At 64.1% G+C, this 19,900-nt stretch carries 12 protein-coding genes; 7 read left to right on the top strand and 5 right to left on the bottom strand.

Going from position 1 to position 19,900, the window contains the following annotated elements; all coding sequences use genetic code 11:
• The first annotated feature begins 482 nt into the window (after positions 1 to 482).
• Positions 483 to 1,481: a DUF4142 domain-containing protein gene (locus SH602x_RS19000; RefSeq protein WP_479473811.1), complete on the top strand. Its 999-nt coding sequence runs from the start codon at positions 483 to 485 to the stop codon at positions 1,479 to 1,481.
• A gap of 127 nt (positions 1,482 to 1,608) precedes the next feature.
• On the opposite strand, the gene SH602x_RS18995 is transcribed toward SH602x_RS19000, so the two are convergent.
• From SH602x_RS18995 to SH602x_RS18980, 4 genes are all read right to left on the bottom strand, one after another.
• Positions 1,609 to 3,243, bottom strand: coding sequence for an alpha-amylase family protein (locus SH602x_RS18995; protein WP_479473810.1), 1,635 nt, complete (start codon positions 3,241 to 3,243; stop codon positions 1,609 to 1,611).
• Positions 3,244 to 3,412: 169 nt separating this feature from the next.
• A complete protein-coding gene (locus tag SH602x_RS18990; RefSeq protein WP_479473809.1) occupies positions 3,413 to 3,769 on the bottom strand; it encodes a carboxymuconolactone decarboxylase family protein in 357 nt (118 codons plus the stop codon).
• Between the two features lie 238 nt (positions 3,770 to 4,007).
• On the bottom strand, positions 4,008 to 6,077 hold the full coding sequence (locus SH602x_RS18985; protein ID WP_479473808.1) for a hybrid sensor histidine kinase/response regulator: 2,070 nt from the start codon (positions 6,075 to 6,077) through the stop codon (positions 4,008 to 4,010).
• Between the two features lie 253 nt (positions 6,078 to 6,330).
• Positions 6,331 to 10,236: a HEAT repeat domain-containing protein gene (locus SH602x_RS18980; protein ID WP_479473807.1), complete on the bottom strand. Its 3,906-nt coding sequence runs from the start codon at positions 10,234 to 10,236 to the stop codon at positions 6,331 to 6,333.
• Positions 10,237 to 11,049: 813 nt separating this feature from the next.
• On the opposite strand from SH602x_RS18980, the gene SH602x_RS18975 reads away from it, so the two are divergent.
• The 6 genes from SH602x_RS18975 to SH602x_RS18950 all read left to right on the top strand — a co-directional run bounded on the left by SH602x_RS18975 (position 11,050) and on the right by SH602x_RS18950 (position 18,888).
• Positions 11,050 to 12,906, top strand: coding sequence for an ABC transporter substrate-binding protein (locus SH602x_RS18975; RefSeq protein ID WP_479473806.1), 1,857 nt, complete (start codon positions 11,050 to 11,052; stop codon positions 12,904 to 12,906).
• Between the two features lie 88 nt (positions 12,907 to 12,994).
• The gene (locus SH602x_RS18970) at positions 12,995 to 14,893 is read left to right on the top strand and encodes an ABC transporter permease (protein WP_479473805.1); all 1,899 of its coding nucleotides are present in this window, start codon (positions 12,995 to 12,997) and stop codon (positions 14,891 to 14,893) included.
• Positions 14,894 to 14,986: 93 nt separating this feature from the next.
• Positions 14,987 to 16,300 (top strand): ABC transporter permease, encoded by a 1,314-nt coding sequence (locus SH602x_RS18965; RefSeq protein ID WP_479473804.1) that lies wholly within the window; start codon positions 14,987 to 14,989, stop codon positions 16,298 to 16,300.
• A gap of 130 nt (positions 16,301 to 16,430) precedes the next feature.
• The gene (locus SH602x_RS18960; RefSeq protein WP_479473803.1) at positions 16,431 to 17,516 is read left to right on the top strand and encodes an ABC transporter ATP-binding protein; all 1,086 of its coding nucleotides are present in this window, start codon (positions 16,431 to 16,433) and stop codon (positions 17,514 to 17,516) included.
• Positions 17,513 to 18,577: an ABC transporter ATP-binding protein gene (locus SH602x_RS18955; RefSeq protein ID WP_479473802.1), complete on the top strand. Its 1,065-nt coding sequence runs from the start codon at positions 17,513 to 17,515 to the stop codon at positions 18,575 to 18,577. Before SH602x_RS18960 ends, SH602x_RS18955 begins: the two co-directional genes overlap by 4 nt.
• Positions 18,578 to 18,615: 38 nt before the next feature.
• Positions 18,616 to 18,888, top strand: coding sequence for a hypothetical protein (locus tag SH602x_RS18950; RefSeq protein ID WP_479473801.1), 273 nt, complete (start codon positions 18,616 to 18,618; stop codon positions 18,886 to 18,888).
• A gap of 129 nt (positions 18,889 to 19,017) precedes the next feature.
• Here SH602x_RS18950 and SH602x_RS18945 read toward each other — a convergent pair whose 3' ends face one another.
• Positions 19,018 to 19,869, bottom strand: a complete 852-nt coding sequence (locus SH602x_RS18945; RefSeq protein ID WP_479473800.1) for a hypothetical protein — start codon at positions 19,867 to 19,869, stop codon at positions 19,018 to 19,020.
• Positions 19,870 to 19,900 lie beyond the last annotated feature (31 nt).

Below are 19,900 nucleotides of genomic sequence, written 5' to 3'. Positions count from 1 at the left end.
GGCGGACATGAAGCGGCTTCTTCGATTGCGGACGTTCGCGCACAACCTTTCGTGAATCTGCCGCGAATGCTCTGCAAGGTTCGCGACATGAAACGCCTTCGCGATTCGCGCATTTGCCGCCGGTGAGGCGAGTTCTGCCTGTCGGACGCGGTCGTCGCCGCGAGCGCCAGGAAACAATCCGGGTCGCAGGGCCTGTAGCGCGGAACGGTGTTTGCGACGGAGTCTCTGCGTCGTGGCGACGTGCCGGTCGGCGTGCATCGTGGCGGCGGCTTCTTCAGGAGGCGCCGCACGGCAGGCGGACGCCGGACCGCCGGATCTCGTCCACGACCGAGAGGGGAAGCCGAGCGAAGGTCGCTCTGTTCGTTCTGAAGCAGCGCGATCTGGAAATGGATTGGCTCCCGGCGAAGTCGCCGGCTCTCGTATCTATCGATCGACGTTCTCCCAGCGTCGGTCCGTCACGCATTCGATGGAGTTTCGAAGCTATGAAGAAAACGCTATTTACGTTCGCCGCGCTCAGCGCTCTGTGTGCCGCGCCGCTGTTCGCCCAGGAAGTCTCGCGAGCCAACCAACCTGATCCGCCCATCAACGCTGCCCAGCCGGGCGACCGTGCGACCGAAGGAGCCCCCGTTCAAGCCGGTCAGATTCAGGCCGCTCCCGCTCAGGTTCAACCGGCCCAGCCCGGTCAACCCGGACAGGCTCAGCCCAGTCAGGTTCGTCCCGGTCAGCCGGGTCAGATTCGTCCCGCAGGTCAGGCCCAGCCCGGTCAGCGAGCCGGAGCGCGTGGCACGAACGTGCAGGACATGCAGGAGACCGATTTCGCCCAGCATGTCGCGGCGTGCCTGATCCTGGCGAACAAGGCGGAGATCGCCGTCACGGAACCCGCGATCGAGAAGCTGCAGAACGAAAAGGCTCGCGAACTGGCTCAGATGATCGTGAAGGATCATACGGCGTTCGTCGCCAAGCTGAAGCAGCACGCTCCGCAGGCCGCGAATCTGGAACTGAACGTGAAGGGCGCGCATCGCAGCGAGTCCGGCGATTCCAATTCCGCGACCGCTCGGGCGAACGCCGACGACGCGAACTCGACGACGAATCCGGCCCACGGCGGCGCGACGGCCGCGCAGCGCAGCGCCGGCGAGTCGATGGCCGACAAGGCCCTCCGCATCGACAAGGCGTATCACGAGAAGAAGGTCCAGATGCTCAGCGAGAATCTGAATAAGGAGCAGGGCCAGAACTTCGACCAAGCATTCCTGGGCACCCAGGTCGCCGGTCACGTCAGCATGCTCGCGAAGCTGCAGGCGCTGGAAGGCGAAGTCCAGGATCAGGAAGTCAAGCAGCTCATCCAGCAGGGCCAGCAGACGACCCAGAAGCACCTGCAGGAAGCTGAACAGCTCATGCAGCAGGAAAAGGACGTCGAGAAGGGCCAGAGCCAGAATCGCGACGGCGAAAAGGACCAGGATCGCGAAGAGAACCAGGATCGGTAACTTCCTTCCGACGGGCGTCCTGACGCTCTGACGAGATAACGCGACGACCGCGCTTCATGGAAGCGCGGTCGTTTTTCGTTAAGCTCGGAAGATCGCTGCCCGGAGATCCGCTGTGAACGCAGCTCCGCTACGCCTTCTCGCGAAACCAGCGGAAGCCGTAGGGAGCGAGCTCGATCGGACCATCTGCCTTGCCGATCGGATCGTAGGGCTGGTCGCTCACCAGTTCGTCGAGATGGGCGCCGTCGCTCGCAGGATGCTTGACCTTCGCGGTCCGAGTCTCGCCCGAAAGATTATGCAGGGCGAAGACGGACTTTCCCTTCCAGGTCGCCCGCAGAGCGAGAACCGATTCTTCGTCCGCGGACAGGACTTCGCATTCGCCCCAGCCGAACTCGGGGCAGGCCTTCCGGACGCGGATCATCCGCTCGGTGATCGTCAGCAGCGAGTCGGCGTCCCGTTGCTGGCATTCCACGTTCACCCGGTCGTAGGCGAACTCCCCCTGGCTGATCACGGGGCGGATCAGCTTCTCCCGCGGCGCGGTCGAGAAGTCGGCGTTCGCCTCCTTCGACCACTGCATCGGCGTTCGGATCGAGAGGCGTTCCTCCAGCGACAGATCCTCGCCCATGCCGATCTCTTCGCCGTAGCGAAACACCGGCGTCCCGGGCATCGTCAGCAGCAGACTGTGCGAGAGTTTGACCCGCCGCAGATCCCCTTCCAGCATCGGCGGCAGACGTCGGCGGATGCCGCGATCGTAGATCCGCATCGACTTTTCGGGTCCGAACGCTTCGTAGACTTCCTCCTGCTCTTTTTTCGAGAGATGCCACAGCGACATCTCGTCGTGGTTTCGCAGGAAGTTCGCCCACTGGGCCTGCGCGGGGATCTCCGGCAGCGAACGAAGCCCGCGGACGATCGGCTCGGCCTTTTCGCGGACCATGGCGAGCATGAGGCATTCCTGCGACATGAAGTTGAAGAGCAACTGCATCCGGTCGCCGCCGCCGAAGTACTTGGGCGCCGTCTTCATGTCGACGTTCGCCTCGGCGAGCAGAACCGCGTCGCCGCGGACGTACGTCAGGTAGTCGCGAAACTCCTGCAGGTACTCGAACGGATCGGAGGAATGCTCGGTCTTCACGCCCCGCATCTCGATCAGGAAGGGCGCGGCATCCAGGCGAAAGCCCGCGACGCCCAGTTCGAGCCAGAAGCCCATGATCCGGCGAATCTCTTCCCGGACGCTCGGGTTGGCGATGTTGAGATCCGCCTGGTGTTCGTAAAAACGATGAAAGTAGTGCGCCTGGGCCTGCTCGTCCCAGGTCCACGTCGTTTCCTGAAAGCCGGGAAAGATGATCCCTTCCTTGTGATCCTTGGGCAGCTCCTTCGACCAGAGATAGAAGTCGCGATAGGGCGAGTTCGGATCGCTGCGAGCGGCCTGAAACCAGGGATGCTCGGTCGAGGTGTGATTGACCACCAGATCGATCAGCACGCGCATGCCGCGTTCCCGGGCCTGCCGCATGAACTCCACGAAGTCGCCGAGCGACCCCAGTCGCGGGTCGACGGCGTAGTAGTCCATCACGTCGTAACCGTCGTCGCGGTTCGGCGTCGGAAAGAAGGGCATCAGCCAGAGGCACGTGACGCCCAGGCCCGCCAGATAATCGAGCCGGTCGGACAGTCCGCGGAAGTCGCCGATCCCGTCGCCGTTCGAGTCCTGAAACGTCTCCACGTCCAGACAATAGACGACGGCGTTCTTGTACCAGAGGTCGTGAATGGGCATCGGTTGCAGCCTCGTCGCGCGGGCAGGTGAATCGACGACCGCACGCGCGGGCGCCGCTGCCGGGGGATGCAAACGAGGCGCCCGGGACCGACGTTCTGCGCAGGGAGCGGCGGGTCGAACGCGTTGCCCGACGATCGATCAACGAACATGACCGACTCGACGAAGCGCCCTACTCCATCTCGCCCCGTTCCTTGAGCGCGTCGACCGCTTCGACGATGCGCGGCAGATACGTGTAGCCCGGACCGCCCGACATCATCACGGCGACGCTGGCGGTCTCCAGGATTTGAGCCCGGTCGGCGCCCGCTTTCACGGCCGCGCGGACATGGGCGTAGATGCAGGGCTCGCACCGCAGGGCGATGCCGATGCCGAGCGCGATCAGTTCCTTCTCCCGCGTAGTCAACGCGCCGGCGTGCATGGACGCCACATGCATGCCGCCGAAGGCCTTGACCGTCTCCCCCATCTGATCGCGTACCGGCTTCATCGCCGCGGCGTTGTTTTCGTAGTAGTCAGCAGCGTGGGTGGTCATGGGGTCGGATTTCTCTGTAACGCGCGGCCTGCGGATCATCGTGACGCAATCGCGTCGGCGGGATTGTTCGATCGGCTCTGATAGTGGCAACGAGATCGCCGTTTTTCGGAACTGCATCGCGAGCATCTTCGCCCGGATGAATACCAGGAGCAGTAGTCCGTTCGCGAATCTCATGCGATACCGCCGCCAGTCGCGGACGAGAAGTCTCGCGATCCAGTCGACGTCGATCGCCTGAACTTCAGACGGGATCGGTCTTCAAACTCGCCAGCAGCTTTCGCAGTTCGACCGGGTCGGCCGGCTTCACCAGGTGATAATCGAATCCGGCGTCCTTCGTCTTTCGCCGATCGTCGTCCTGCCCCCATCCTGTGAGGGCGATGAGGGCGACGTCCTTGCCCCACTCTTGCTGACGGAGCAAGCGTGCCGCTTCGTAGCCGTTCATCCTCGGCATTCCCAGATCCAGAAGGATTGCGTCAGGCCGGAATTCCGCCGCCGCGGCGACTCCTTGTTCGCCGTCGTAAGCGGTACGCACGTCATTTCCCAGCAGCGAGATTACTTTACCCAGCAAGTCGGCGGCAGCCTGATTATCGTCCACCACGAGGATCCGCAAACGGGTCGACGGCATCTCCGCCTGCGGCCCTTCAGGATCACAAGCAATCAACGCGTCCTGCAGGAGCGGCAGTCTGACCGTGAACTCGCTTCCCTTGCCGTGGCCTTCGCTGCGAACTTCGACCTTGCCGCCGTGCATCTCGACGAGGCGCTTGACCAGCGTCAGTCCGATGCCCAGACCGCGGTATCCCTTTTCCAGGGGCCGATCGATCTGGGAAAACATCTCGAAGATGCCGACCTGCAACTCATCAGGTATTCCGATTCCGTCGTCCCGCACCGCGATGACGGCCTCATTCTTGCGGCGCTCGACGACGATGCTGACGCGACCTCCCTCCGGCGTGTACTTCGCGGAATTATTCAGGAGGTTGGACAGCACCTGGGCGAGCCGATGAGGATCCGCGTCGAGATAGATGGTCTGCGAAGGCATCGCGGCGGAGAACTCGTGGCCAGCTTCCTCGAGGAAAGGGCGCGACGCTTCGATCGCGCTTGAGACGACGTCTGCCAGCGAGACGCGGCAGGTTCGTAAGCGCAGTTTTCCTTGGGTAATTCGCGAAAGGTCGAGTAGATCGTCGATCAGTCGGACCATCTGCGCGGTCTGACGCTCCATCACCAGACGCGTCTCCTCGATGATCGCCGGATCATTCGCCGCCAGCTTCATCAGGTCGAGTCCCGCGCGAATAGGAGCGAGCGGATTGCGCAGCTCATGGCTCAGGGTCGCAAGAAACTCCGACTTGCGACGATCGGCGTCGGAGAGGTCCGCCGCCAACGTGCGCAATTCTTCCTCGATCCGCTTCCGTTCGCTAATCTCCGTTCGCAACGCCGCGTTCGCGCCGAAAAGCTCGCTCGTTCGATCCTGAATCCGCGCCTCAAGATCGTCGTTAGCGGCGCGCAGAGCCCGCTCTGCGGCTTTCTGCTCGGTGACGTCGTGCATCGACACGACCGCCCCCAGCGACTTGCCGTGGGAGTCCAGGATCTTTCGTCCGGTAGCCAGCAATATTCGCGGCGCAGCGCCCGTCGGCGCGATCACCATTTCCGCGTTCTCGACGCGTTCGCCGCGTAGCGCTCGGAACAGCGGAACGTCGTGCGTCAACATCGGCGTTTTGCCGTCCGCATGGTACAGGCTGTAACGCTCGGCCCACCGATCGGGCGGAAGCGGTTCCTGCGGCAAGTCATGAAGCGCACGGGTCGTCCGATTGAAAAGCGTCAAGACGCCTTGCGGATCGCAAGCGACGATTCCAACCTGGGCGCTTTCTAAAATGGCTTGCAGGAACTGGTTCGTCTCAGCCAACTCCGCCGTCCGCTCCGCGATGCGGAGTTCGAGTCGTTCCTGAGCTTCGCGCAGCGCATCTTCCGCGACGCGGCTCTGCGGGATTTCCATGACGACGCCGGCGAGCCGCACGATACGTCCTTCCGCATCTTCGATCGCTCGGCCGCGCTCTTCGAGCCAGATCGTTCGACCGTCGACGGGACGGACGCGTCGGAATTCGCTGCGGTAAGTTCCGCCCTCCTCGACCGCTCGAAGCAAAGTCGAACGATGGCGCTCGCGATCCTCCTCATGTACGAGCAGGAAGGCCTTTGCCGCATCTTCGAGCTCCTCGCCTGGCTCCAGCCCGAGGATCTCGCCAAGATTCTCCGATGCGACCAGTTCGTCCAGCGTAGGATCGCGATGCAATGCCGCCGCCCCTGCGGCGGACAAAGCCATCTGCAGAGTTTCGCGACATCGCGGATCGGCTTGGGGCAACTTCTCCATGAACTTCCGCAGCCCTGCGACTCACAAAAGAGAACAGGCTCACCGAACAGCGGGCATTATTCTAACCTCCGTTGTTCGGAACGTCCGGCGTCGGTCATACTCGCCGCCGCTAAAATTCGGCAGGAGCAGCGCTGCATCGACGAAAACAGGCCGCGAGATGTCTCGCGGCCTGTCGACGGTGGGGAATTCGGATCGGGCCGAGCGATCAGCGCTTCGGCGGGGCGATGGGCGAGCCGACGGCGACGCCGGTGCGGGAGTCGTCCTGCAGGAACTCGAACAGGTCGGCGATCTCGTCGAGCGTCAGGTCGTTAAGCAGACCCTCGGGCATGTGGGAGAGGATCGACTTCTCCATCGACGCGACGTCGTCGACCTTCACGGTGACCTGCTCGCCGTCCGACTTGGTCACGACCCAGTCGCCCTGCCCGTTCCGGCTGGCGATGCCGACGAGCGACTTTCCGTCGGTCGTGACGATCGTCCAGGCGCGGTACTGGTCGCTCACGACGTGCGAAGGATAGAGCGTCGCCTCGACGATCTCCTTCTGCGTGAACCGCTTCGCGACGGAGGTCAGGTCGGGACCGATCCCCTTGCCGTCGCGTCCGTGCTTATGGCAGTTCGCGCACTGAGCCCGGACGTAGACCTCGGCGCCGCGGGCGGCGGAGGCCTTCTCCCCTTCTTCGCCGTCGAGGTACTTCAGTAGCTCGTCGAACTGCCACTTGCTCTCGGTCGCCGTCTTCGGAAGCTCCGCGGGCGGACTGTCCGGGAACGTTCCCGCGAACCAGATCTGGGCGTCGACGAGGCGTTCGTCCGTCGTTTCCTTATCCGATACGGCGGTCTGATTCCAGAACTCCAGCAGCGCGAGCGCGGCCGGACCGGCATCGGTCGGCGAACGCAGTCCGCAGAGGAGCGCCTGGCGATAGAACTCCGCATCGGCAGGCTTCTGCGGCACGCTCTTCAACGCTTCGAGCACGGCGACCGCGGCGTCTCCGTCGAGATGCGACAGGCTCCGCAGCAGATAGCTCCAGTTCTCGCCGTCCGGCGTCGCCGTCAGGCAAAGTGCGACGGCCATGCGGCGATCGGGATCGGTGTCCCAGATCTTGCGCAGTCGGGCCGGCGCCTTAGGAGAGTTCGTCAGCGACAGCGCCGCGACGACGCCCGCGCGGAGACGCTTGAAATCGTCCCCTTCCTTGTCGGCGATCGCGTCGTCGAGCTGGAACAGAACCTCCGTCGTCGCCTCGTCGAGCTCTTCCGGCAACAGATAGAGCGCCCCGAGCGCCGCATCGGGATAGCGCTCGCCCGCGGCGAGCAGCTTCGCGCCCTGCGAAGGATCGAGTTCGCGAACCATGTCGCGCGTGACGTTGCTGATGTAGTACTCGTAGCTGGGACCGCCGTCGACCTGCTTGGCTTCCTCGAAGAAGCGGACGATCTTTTCGATCTCGTCGTCGGACCAGTCGATCTTCAGGAACCGCAGGTGAAAGGCCATGTGCAGGCGATCGGCGACCGCGGCCTCGCTCTTCAGATAAGCGAGATAGCGATCCTTGGCGTCGTCGACCTGCAGTCTTGCGAGGATGCGGATCAGTTCCCGATTCATCAGCGGATCGCCCGCGGGGAACTCGGCGGCGATCTTCTCGCGGAGCGTCGGCAGGTCATCGGACTTCAGTCCGCCGCGGATCAGGCAGAGCTCGACTGTGCGAAGCATATCGACGAAGTCGCGATCGCTGACGAAGCCCTCCATGCGTTCTTCGCAGCCGGCGAGGATTTCCTTCGCGTAGTCGGCGTCGGGCGAGGCGATCATCAGCGCGGTCGCACCCTGCAGGAAGACGCGGATGTCGTCGGAGTTCAGCGCCTGTTCGCGCCACGTTACGGGCGGCATCGTTTCGAGCAGCCGCCGTGCGGCCCACGATTCGAAGCGATCGTCGGAGGCGAGGCTCTTTTCCAGGGCGTCGAACGAAGGCTGGCGTTCCATCCGGACGAGCGATTCGCAGGCGCGTCGTCGCACGCCGCGGTCGCTGTCCTTGAGCAGTCCGACCAGCGCGTCGAACGCCTCGTCGGCCTCGGAGAGCCCGAGCAGTTCGGCGGCCTTTCCGCGAACCTCTTCGGAACTGTCTTCGGAGAGTTGAACGAGAAAATCGGTGCGAGGCTTCGGCCCGAACAACTGGAGCAGTTCGAGCGCCCGCAGGCGATAGGCCGCCGGGTTGGAACGCGAACGGGCGACGCCTTCGAGGCTCTTGGACCACTCATCGCCCAGTTCCAGACGCAGCGCGGCGATCTTCTGTCGCGAGACGGCGGAGTCGATCTGAGGCTGACGAATCACGGCGGTGAGGCCGGTTCCAAGATTCGAGATCGACGGCGGAATCTGTCCCTTCCACTTGATGTGGTAGAGACCGCCGCCCGTGCCGCGACCGCCGCAGGTGAAGTAGATGCCGCCCTCGGGCGAGACGCAGAGATCGGTGACGTTGAGCGGTTCGCCTTCGAGGAAGGTTTCGCTCTGGGCGCGATAGCCCGCTCCGTCCGGCTTCAGGCCGACCGCCAGGATGCGTCCCTCCGACCAGTCGGCCAGGAACATCGCGTGGTGGTAGCGTTCGGGAAAGGCGAAGTGTTCGTAGGTGCAGACGCCCGTCGGCGAGCCGCGGCCCGTGGTGAGCGTCGGCGGGAGGACGTCGGCGAAGTGGTCGGGCCACTTCGACCACCCGCTGCGCCAGCCGAATTCGCCGCCCGGCTGCAACTGCAACAGTCGCGTCGGGCGATACCACAGGGAGCCGACGTCGGACTCCATGTCGCTGTCGTAGGTGAACAGATCGCCGCGATGATTGAATGCCAGGTCGTACGCGTTGCGGAGGCCGCCCGCGACGAGTTCCGGTTCGCGCCCGTCGAGATCGGTCCGGATCACCGCTCCGCCGGGCGCCTTGATTCCGACGGCGTGGCCGCCTGGATCTTCATACTTCGGCTCGATCGCGTCCCCTTCGTAGGGATGGCGATAGGGGCTCTTGCCGACGTAGTCGAACTTGGGAACCGTGTGGTTGCCGATGATCGTGTAAAGGAATCCGTCCGGTCCGAGCGCGATCGCGTGCGGGCCATGCTCGCCCATCGAGCCCTCGAACTGCAGCAGCGTTTCGACGCCTTCGAGCTTGCCGTCGCGGTCTTCGTCGGTCAGTCGATAGAGGGCCGCGCCGTCCGGTCCGTCAGCCGTTACGTAGACGTCGCCGTTCAGCGGCAGAATGCCCTGCACGTTCTCGACGAGGTCGCAGTAGGTCGTGACTTCGTCGACCTTGCCGTCGGCGTCGGAATCCTGAATCGCGATCAGCGGACCTCCCTCCTGCGAGGCGAGCACCGTGCCGAACTCGTTCACCGCCAGGCCGATCAGCGAGCCCGTCTTGTCGCCGTGAAGCACTTCCTCGACGGAGAATTCGGGCGAGATCTTCCACCGGCTGGCGCTGCGCTGTACCACGGTCGCCGCCGGCAGCTTCGACGCGGCGGCCTTCGCGCCCGTCGTGGGCGGGACCGGCGGAACCTTATCCGCGTCGACCACCGGGGCGGGCGTCGTCTTGGACGCGACGGCGCCCGGCGGAACGGGCGGCTTGGTGGTATCCATCTCCGCCGCCGGGTTCGCCTCGGCGTCGTCCGACTGCTGGATCACCAGCGGGCCGAAGATCTGGGCCGGCTTCCAGAAGCTGTCGTTGTAGACGGGGTTCTCCCAGAACGGCAGCGGCTGGAGGGCCGTCTTCCACGAGGTATCGGTGACGAACGTCGACCATTCGCCGCCGCGCTCCTTGAAGTACACCTGAGCGGCGAGCCCGGCGCTGTTTCCGATGGAGTTCTTCGTCTCGATCGCGATCAGGTTGTTGCCGCGCTGCAGGAACGGGCGCAGGTCGTACCGCGTCGTTTGCAGGGGCGTCGCGTTCTCGCCGACCTTCTTTCCGTTCAGGTAGACGACGAATTCGTCGTCCGCCACGATCAGCAGCGTCCCGCCTTCGGGCTGCGTCACGCGGAAGGTTTTGCGGAAGTAGCAACTCGATGCCGGTACGGAGCCCCCCGTGTGATCAGGGCTCCAGATCCAGTTCGGCTGCTGCGCGAACGCGGGCAGGGCGCCGACGAGGAAGGCGAGGCAGAACAACGTTCCCCGCGCCAGCAGCCGCCGAGGACGCTCAGCGCCGCGCGCCGAACTGTCCGGTGTTTCGGTTCGAAGAGTCGTACGATCGCCCGTCGCGCTCATCCGGATCGTCCCATCCATGAGGATCCAGGGGGGCGCCTGAGGGCGCCCGTAAACATCAGGCGCCGCCGCGGACGCCTGAAATGCCCGGCGAACGGAATCGAGAAGGCGAACCGCAGGCGATTCGCATCCCGTCCTCACGCAGTTTCCGAGCCGTGAAACAGTTTCGATCGCACCGTAGCGCCGCGACGATCGAAGCGCCAAGAGCAGTTCGCGGAACGAGAGCCCCGCAGCGCCTCTCTGGGCCTCTCTGAGCGGAGGGTGTCAGCCCTCCGAGGGTCCATCGCAAAAATCGATCCGAAACTCGGGGGACTTACGTCCCCCGCTCAGGAGGTTCTCCCCGGTCGAATCGTTCAGGAATGAAGGCCGCCCTCGCAATCCGCCTAGTCTCGCGCCGCGAATTCCGCATAATGGTGTCAGAAGCGTTCGCCTGATGCCGTTAGGCGTTACGGCGAAACGCTTTCGGCGGTCGGCGCCCTCTCCTCTTCGTGCCGCTGCCCGTTCCCCGCTATCCGTTCGTCGCTGCGACACGCGAGCGTTCCCGCTTCACTTGTCTGCGCGTCGTTCTTATCGGGATTCGTCACGCCCTGTTCGTCGCATGCGAGTTCCCCGGCGTTCCGGGAAGATCGTCGAGCCTCGGCTCCGCGTTTCTTCCCGACTCGTCAACCGGGCGCCGCGCTGACGAACGCTTCTTTCATCGATCGAGGCGTCGCGCTCATGAAGATCGCTCGACCGTTCGTTTCGCTTTCGCTGCTCTCGACGCTGGCGCTGAGCGTGGTCCTGTTGACGCAGGTCGGCTGTCCCTCGGAAACGGCCAGCGGACCGGCCGCCGGCGAGGCGAAGTCCGCGGAAACGGACACCGGCGTCGCCGCGAGCGATAAGACGACGACCGAGGCGAGCGACGCGGGTTCGTCGGAACCGCTGAGGACCGACGTGCTCAACATGGCCTATCCTCAGGATCCGGACAAACTGAACCCGGTGCTGGCCAACGACACCGTCAGCAGCGCCTTCATGGGAATGGTCTGCGAGTCGCTGGCGACGCGGCGCTTCGACGACCCTTCGAAGTGGAAGCCGCTCCTGGCCGAGAGTTGGACGTTCGATGAGGAGAAGCTGGAGTACACGATCAACCTGCGAAAAGGCGTCTACTGGCACCCGGTGAAGCTGCCCAGCGGGAAGATGCTTCCCGCGGAGGAATTCACCTCCCGCGACGTGAAGTTCACGTTCGACTGCATCCTGAACGAGCACACGGAAGCCGGCTCGATCCGCAGCTACTACCTGAGCCCGGGCGAAGAGGATCCGATCAACATCGTCGTGACGCCCGTCAGCAAGCATGTGGTGAAGATCCGCTGGAAGCGGCCCTATTTCCAGATGGAGGATTACACCTTCCTGACGCCCGAGCGTCCGCTGATCCCCCGGCACGTCTACTCGGTCGACGAGAACGGCAAGCTGATCTCGCTCGACTTCCTGTCGAAGGAATTCGGCGAAGCGTTCAACGATCACTGGGCGAACGACCGGCTGATCGGCACAGGCCCCTATCGCTTCGTCGACTGGCGCCGCAGCGAAGAACTTTCGCTCGCCCGCAACGAGGACTACTGGGGGGAGAAGGGCTACTTCAGCGAGATCTATTACCGCTGCATCACCAACCCCGAGACGGTCGTTCAGGCGGCGCTGAATGACGAACTCGATCTGGGCGGAATCAGCGAGTACGACCGCTTCGTCAAGCTGCGCGACGAGCCGGGGCAATACGACCCGAAGATCGTCCGGCCGGTCGACTTCGAACGGGCCGCTTATCGCTACATGGGCTACAACCTGACGCGGCCCCTGTTCCAGGATCGCCGCGTGCGGGTTGCCCTGACGCATGCCGTTCCGATCGACGAGTTGATCGAGTCGGTTTGGGAAGGCCTCGCCGTTCGGATGGACGGACCGTTCCTGCCGGGGACGCCCTATGCAGGCGAGGTGACGCCCTTCCCCTACGACCTGGAAGAGGCCAAGCGCCTGCTGGCCGAAGCGGGCTGGGAAGACACCGACAACGACGGCATCCTCGACAAGGAAATCGAAGGCAGCCGCGTCAAGTTCGAGTTCCAGACGATGATCTTCGCCGACAGCCCGATGTACCAGAAGCTCGCCCTGATGATTCAGGAGAACTTCCGCCGGATCGGGGTGAAGATGGATCCGATCCCGACGAAGTGGCAGACGATGCTGGAGAATCTCAACAAGAAGAACTTCGACGCGGCCATCCTCGGCTGGGCCCTCGATTACAAGACCGACCCGGCCCAGATCTTTCACTCGGCGGACGCCTTCAAGCCTGACACGTCGAACTACGGCTACGTCAACAAGGAGGTCGACGCCCTGATCGAGAAATTGCGCACGACCCTGAAGGACGAGGACCAGTATCCGATCTATCAGGAGATCCATCGCCTGATTTACGCCGATCAGCCCTACACGTTCCTGGCCAAGGACAACGCGCTCGGCCTGATCAACACGCGGGTCGAGAACTTCACGGCCTATCCCGAACTGCGTCCTTACTACGACCGCCTGGAGTGGACCACCTCCACGCCGAGAATGCAGCGCTAGGCGATACTTTCGTATGGCTAGCGGGGGACGGGAGTCCCCCGAGTCTCCGTGAACCTCGATTCATTCCTCACGCCGAGTCGCATTCGTAGTGTGGTCCTACCTGCTGCGGCGAGTCCTGCTGATGATTCCGACCCTGTTCGGAGTCACGCTCGTCACGTTTCTGGTGATGACGCTCGCGCCGGGCGACCCGATCAAATCGTCGGGCGGAGGGGACATGTCCCGCAGTTCCGACGCCGCGGCGAGACAGAACTACCTTCTGCGCAAGCGCGAGTTCGCGCTCGATAAGCCCCTGCTGCTGAACTTCGAATGGTTCCGGGACTTCAGTTCCGAACTCGAGAGCGCGGCCTGGATCCGCACGGCGACCGACGAAGAGATCGGCGACGAACTGGAGTCGATGGCGGCTTCGGCCGACTCTTTCGCGTTCCGCAGGCTCGGCTGGTATCCGTGGAACTGGACGGAGCGGCAACGCTTCATCGCCGGCCTCGGCGTGCATGATTTCGATCGCGATCTGACGCGCGAGACGTCGCGACCCCGGCTCATCTCGACGGTGCGTCAGTACAGCGGCGTCTGGTGCGAGGATCTCGGCGCGGTCGGCGTGCAGGATGCGGCGACCCTGCTCGCGGAACGAAGCGACGACGATCGCCTGCGGACCGGCCTGCTCCGCTGCCTGCGTTCGATGGCGCCGGTCGACCTGACCAAGACGCTCTCCTTGGGCGATCCTTCGAGCGATCAGGTCGACAACGTCGTCGCCACCTGGACGTCGTGGTGGATGCGCGAGAAGGATTCGTTCGAGCCGCTGAGCGAAGAGCGTCGCGCGGAACTCAGCGAGCAGTTCGCCGCGATGCTGGAAGCTCCGTCGCGGGAGGAGATGCAGTTCTACGCCCTGGACGAACTGTTCGTCGGCTACGAGGACATGCCCTTCTTCTACGAGAAGCTGGTCGAGGACGGCGCCTCGATGCGTCAGATCGACGCCGCCTCGAGCGTCCTGTCGATGAACGTTCAGGAGCCGATGCTCATGGACGTGCCGTCGAACGCGTCCGACGAAGCTCTCGACGAGGTCGCCGCGAACTGGACGACCTACGTCGCGACGCGGCGCGAGATTTACGATCCGAACTGGCTCATGCGGCTGGCTTATATCCCCGCCGATACGCAGTACGCCCGGATGGCCTGGCGCCTGGTGACGTTCCAGTTCGGTCAGACCATGACGCCGACGCGCGAAGACGTCGGCACGAAGCTGTGGGACGCGTTTCTGGTCTCGGCTCCGATCATGCTGCTCGCGCAGCTCGTGATCTACCTGATCACTATCCCGCTGGGGGTCGCCTGCGGCGCGAATCGCGATTCGCTGTTCGATCGGCTGACGGCGTTCGTGCTGTTCTTTCTCTACTCGGTTCCGCCGGCCGTGGCGGCGATGCTGGCCCTGCTCGCGTTCGCCTATCGCAACTCGTATCGCGACGGCGCGCTCCGATCGCTCGGCTTCGAAGGGGGGCCGCTCTTCCCGATGGAGCGGCTCCATAGTTCCGGCGCCGAGTCGATGTCCTTCGGCGCCTGGACGCTCGACTATTTATGGCATGCGGCGCTTCCGATCGCCTGCCTGTCGCTCTTCTCGCTCGCCATGATGGCGATGTACTCGCGGGCGAGCATCCTGGACGTACTGAATCAGGACTATGTCAGGACGGCCCGCGCGAAGGGCGCGTCGCCGCGCCGGGTCCTGTGGAAGCATGCCTTCCGGAACGCCCTGATTCCGGTGCTGACCCTGTTCGCGAACTTTCTTCCGGCCCTGCTGGGAGGGAGCGTCCTGATCGAAGTGATCTTCAACATCCCGGGACTGGGGCGGCTCGGCTTCGAGGCGATTCAGCTCAAGGATTACCCGACCGTGATGGCGTTGATTTACGTCCAGGCGATCGTCGTGATGCTGAGCATCCTGCTGACCGACGTTCTGTACGTGCTCGCCGACCCCCGCATCAGTTTCGAAGGTCGTCGTACGTAGCTTCGTAGGGCAGGCGCCCCGCCTGCCATGAATCCTCGATCACGCTGGGAAGGCAGGCGGGGCGCCTGCCCTACAGGAACTGTTCCCGACCGCATGTCGCAACCGAACGTCGAACTCGCGAACGCCGTACGCCTCGAAGAGGGGGAGTCGTACCTCGACGTCGTCTGGGGGCAATTCCGCAAGAACTCGTTCGCCTACTGGTCGATGTGGGCCATGCTCCCGATCGTGGCCGCGGCGATCTTCGCTCCGCTCATCGCGGGCAACGTGCCGTTCGTGTTCGACGACGGCGAGACGCGACGCTATCCCTGGTTCCGCTGGATCTTCAACCCGGGAGAGGCCGTCAACTACGTCTTCAACATGATGATGCTGGCGACGTTCGTCTGGCTGCCGGCCATGGCGGCGCTCGCCTATCTGCGGCGGGACCTGTCGCGAAAGCGGCTGGTCGGGATCGGGCTGCTGACGTTCGCGCTCCTGTCGACGACCCTTTGCGTTCTGTTTCGCGTTCCCGGGATTCAGCCGCACAACGCTTACCGGACCGCGAACTTCTCGGAACGGGAGTACTCCCTCGAGACCGCCAGTTCGCCGACGAAGGTCTGGGCCCTCTATCCGCCGATCCCGTTCGGTTATACCGAGCTCGATCGTATCGGGAGAAGTAAGCCGCCTCTCTATCGGAAGCCGCGTTTCGCCCTGGTCGAAGGCGAACGCGTCGAGCGCTGGACCGAATCGAACGACGGCTTCGTCCATCTGCTGGGAACCGATACCAGCGGGCGCGACGTTTTGGTGCGACTGATCTACGGCACGCGGATCTCGCTCTCGATCGGCATCTTCGCGGTCGCCATCTTCATGGCCATCGGCGTCACGCTGGGGGCGCTCGCCGGCTACTTCGGCGGCTGGGTCGATCAGCTCATCTCGCGCGTGATCGAGGTGGTGATCGTCTTCCCCGCGTTCTTCCTGATCCTCGCCGTCGTTGCGCTCGTCGGACCCAGCATCTTCGTGATCATGCTGGTGATCGGGCTCACCGGCTGGACGACCGTCGCGCGTCTCGTCCGGGGCGAGGTGCTGCGTCAACGTTCGATCGAGTACGTCCTCGCCGCGAGAGCGCTCGGCGCCTCGCACCTGCGGGTGCTGTTTCTGCATGCCCTGCCCAACTCGCTATCTTCGGCGCTGGTGGCGGTCCCCTTCGGCATCTCGTCGGCGATCATTATCGAGGCGTCGCTCAGCCTGCTCGGTTACGGCGTGAAGGTGCCGACGCCGAGCTGGGGCGAACTCCTCGCGCAGGCCCGCGCGAACTACGAACTCTGGTGGCTGATCGTCTTTCCGTCGCTCGCCATCTTCGTCACCGTCACCCTCTTCAATCAGGTGGGCAACGGCCTTCGCGACGCGATGGATCCGAAGCTTCGTCGTTAGGTTCGATTCCTCTTCGCCGAAGGCTCCCGCTCCTTCGGGTGCCACTGGCTCCGCCAGTGCTGAATCTCGTCTAAGTTGACCACGAAGTGCAGCTGAGAGATTTTCGTTCGCCTTTGTCGGTAGTCAGCTCTTGAACGTCGCATCCCAAAACCCCGCATCGACCGCTCCTGCGGACTCGCTCAAGCCGAGCGAACCGCTGCTGGAAATCCAGGGGCTGCGTACCTGGTTCGACACCGACGAAGGCGTCGTGAAAGCGGTCGAGGACGTTTCGTTCGAGATCCCCCGCGGCAAGACCGTCGGACTCGTCGGCGAATCGGGTTCGGGCAAGTCGGTCACGGCCATGTCGGTGATCCGCCTGGTCTCTCATCCGGGGCGCATCGCCGGCGGAAAAATCCTCTGGCACGATCGCGATCCCAGCGGAAAGAGCCGCGTCGTCGATCTGGCCCAGCTTTCCGAAGGGGAAATGCGCAGCTTCCGGGGCGCGAAGATCGGCACGATCTTTCAGGAGCCGATGACCTCGCTTAACCCGGTCTTCACGATCGGCGATCAGGTTTCGGAGGCCGTTCGCCTGCATGAAAAGGTCTCGAAGCGCGAAGCCTGGGATCGCGCGACCGAGATGCTCCGTCGCGTTCGCATTCCGGAGCCCGAGCGTCGCATGACGGGCTATCCGCATCAGTTCTCGGGCGGTATGCGGCAGCGCGTGATGATCGCGATGGCGCTGGTCTGTAAGCCGCAGCTTCTGATCGCCGACGAGCCGACGACCGCGCTCGACGTGACGATCCAGGCGCAGATCCTCGACCTGCTGCGGGAGCTGCAGCAGGAGTTCGGCATGTCGATCCTGATCATCACGCACGACCTGGGCGTGGTGGCCGAGACCGCCGACGAGGTCGCCGTGATGTACGCTTCGCGCATCGTCGAACGGGCGAGCGTGCGAGAGTTGTTCCGCGATCCGAAGCATCCCTACACGCAGGGGCTGTTCAAGTCCCGCCCCCGACCGGGCGAGGGTCGCGCCGAGCGGCTGTACGCCATCCCGGGCACGGTGCCTTCGCCCAGGAGCCTGCCCCCCGGGTGCAACTTCAGCACGCGGTGCCCCTACGTGCAGGAGCGCTGCCGGGCCGAAGAGCCTCCTCTGATTCCGCTGGAGTCGGGCCGGACGGCCCGCTGCTGGTTCGCCGATAAGCTTCCGACCGAGAACGAAACGCGACGAACGACATGACCGAACCGTTGCTGAGCGTTCAGCATTTGAAGAAGTGGTTCCCCGTCCGCAAGGGATTCTTCCAGCGGACCGTGGGGCACGTGAAGGCCGTCGACGACGTCTCGTTCGACGTCGCGCCGCAGGAGACGCTCGCCGTCGTCGGCGAAAGCGGTTGCGGCAAGACGACGCTGGTGAAGACGATCCTGCGTCTGTACGAGCCCGACGACGGGCGGATGCTGTTCGACGGGCGAGATCTCGCCTCCGCGACGGGGAGCCAACTGCGGCATCTGCGTCGCGATATGCAGATCGTCTTCCAGGATCCCGGCGCCTCGATGAACCCGCGGATGACCGTCCGCAGCATCATCGAGGAGGGCCTGGTCATTCACGGCGTCGGAACGAAGCGCGAGCGGCAGGACCGGGTCGTCGAACTGCTGCAGAAGGTCGGCCTCGATCCGGCGTTTCGCAATCGCTACCCGCACCAGTTCTCGGGCGGTCAGCGTCAGCGGATCAGCATCGCCCGCGCGCTCGCGCTCAGTCCGCGATTGCTCGTGCTGGACGAGCCGATCTCGGCGCTCGACGTTTCGATCCAGTCGCAGGTCGTGAACCTGCTCAACGATCTGAAGCGCGATCTGAACCTGACGTATCTGTTCATCTCGCACGACCTGGCGATGGTGGAGTATCTCTCCGACCGGGTCGTCGTGATGTACCTGGGCGAGATCGTCGAGTCGGCGCCGGCGGCGGAACTCTACGCCAAGCCGCTGCACCCCTACACGCACTCGCTGCTGGCCTCCGCCCCGCGGATGGATCCTGACCGGCGCCGCGCGAAGCTGGTGCTCAAGGACGACGTCCCCAGCCCGATCAACCCGCCGTCGGGCTGCCGCTTTCACCCGCGCTGCCCCATCGCGATGGACGTCTGCCGGACCGACAAGCCGCAGCTCCTTCAGATCGACGGCCGCGAAGTTCGCTGCCACGCCGTCGAGCAAGGCATCGACACCGGCGCCGCGATCGAGAAGACGACCTATCACGAGCACGTGCCGCCGCACGAGAGTTCCCTCAAGAATTCACCGATTGGGGCGGAATGAGTGTGCCAGTAGATAATCTGAGAGTTCGGCTTAGCCGCATGGGCGACTACATCAGCAAAGGCGTTCTGACCATCGATGAGGCGGCCGACGGATTCATCGTTGCCGTTGTGACGGAGACTCGGATTCCAGATTGCAACGACCTGGCTCAAGTTCTCGCGCCGGAGTTAGTCGCGCGGATCCGCTCGCGACTGGAACACCTAAAGTCAATTGAGTTTGAGTGGACGCCGTTTGTGATCGGCGAAGGTTATTCGGCTGAAGGATTGCAGCAATTGCGGCAAGGGCTGAAAAAGCTATACGAAGAGATTTCTTGAGTCGTTCTCGAAACGCTCACCGTAAAGTCGCTCGAGGCCCCGAACGAAGTCGGAGGCCAGACGCGTTCGTCTGATCTCGCTTTGATGGTCGGGTGCGACGCCAGGTGTGCGTGCTATGAAGTCGCACGATCAGAAGATCCGCCGACCGCGTTCGATGCGGCTGGCGTCGAAGTTCGGCAACTCTCGAACTGGCGGAAGCGGTCGTCGCGGAGGCTTCGGCTTTCCTTCTTCCGCGAGCGAGAAGCCGGAGGCGGCAAAGACCTTGAGCGAACCGACTTCGTCGAAGGCTGCGGCGTCGAAGGTCTCGACCGCGCCCTGGACGATCTCCTGCGTCAGGTCGGGGCGGAAGGCAGGGTCGATCAGACGCTTTAATGACAGGCGCTCTTCCTGCCAGATGCCGGCGGCGATCCAGAGCCTGCGCTGAGGTAGAAGGCCGAAGGCGTCCGACCGCGTGCGCCGCAGGAAGTCGCGATCGTGTCCGAAGCGCTCCGGGTCGCACCAGGGCGAACAGAGCGCCAGCAGCGAATCGGTCAGCCGCTCCATCCGGCGTCGCAGGCGATTGAGTTCGACCGCTTCCGCCAGGTTGAAGCCCTGGCCATAGATCATGAATTGCAGCGTTCGCTGCCGGGCGTCGACATGCCGGTCGAGCGCCGAGTTCGCCAGCGCTCTCGCGTCGGGACCGGCGCCGTCGCGTCCGTCGGGGATGACGCTCATCGCGGCGGCGAAGAGTCGCGTCGCCGGTTCGGAGACGAGCACGTCTTCCAGCACGGGACGCAGGATCCGGAAGTCGCTCGCCTTCTCGGACCAGGAGAGCGCCTGGCGTCGCTGGCGAACGTCGGCGACCGCCGTCATCCAGGCGTCGTACCGGCAGAGACTGCTCAGCCAGTACCGTCGCAGCCCCGCGGCGCTGGGGAGCGCCTCGCGCGTTCCCGCCCAGGGAAGCACATGGACCAGATAGAGCGCCAGAGCTACCGAATCCACCGTCGCCTCGTGCTTCGTCTAGCGGAACGTT

The organism is Lignipirellula cremea (genome assembly GCF_056501455.1).
This window is presented reverse-complemented; position numbering and strand designations above follow the sequence as displayed.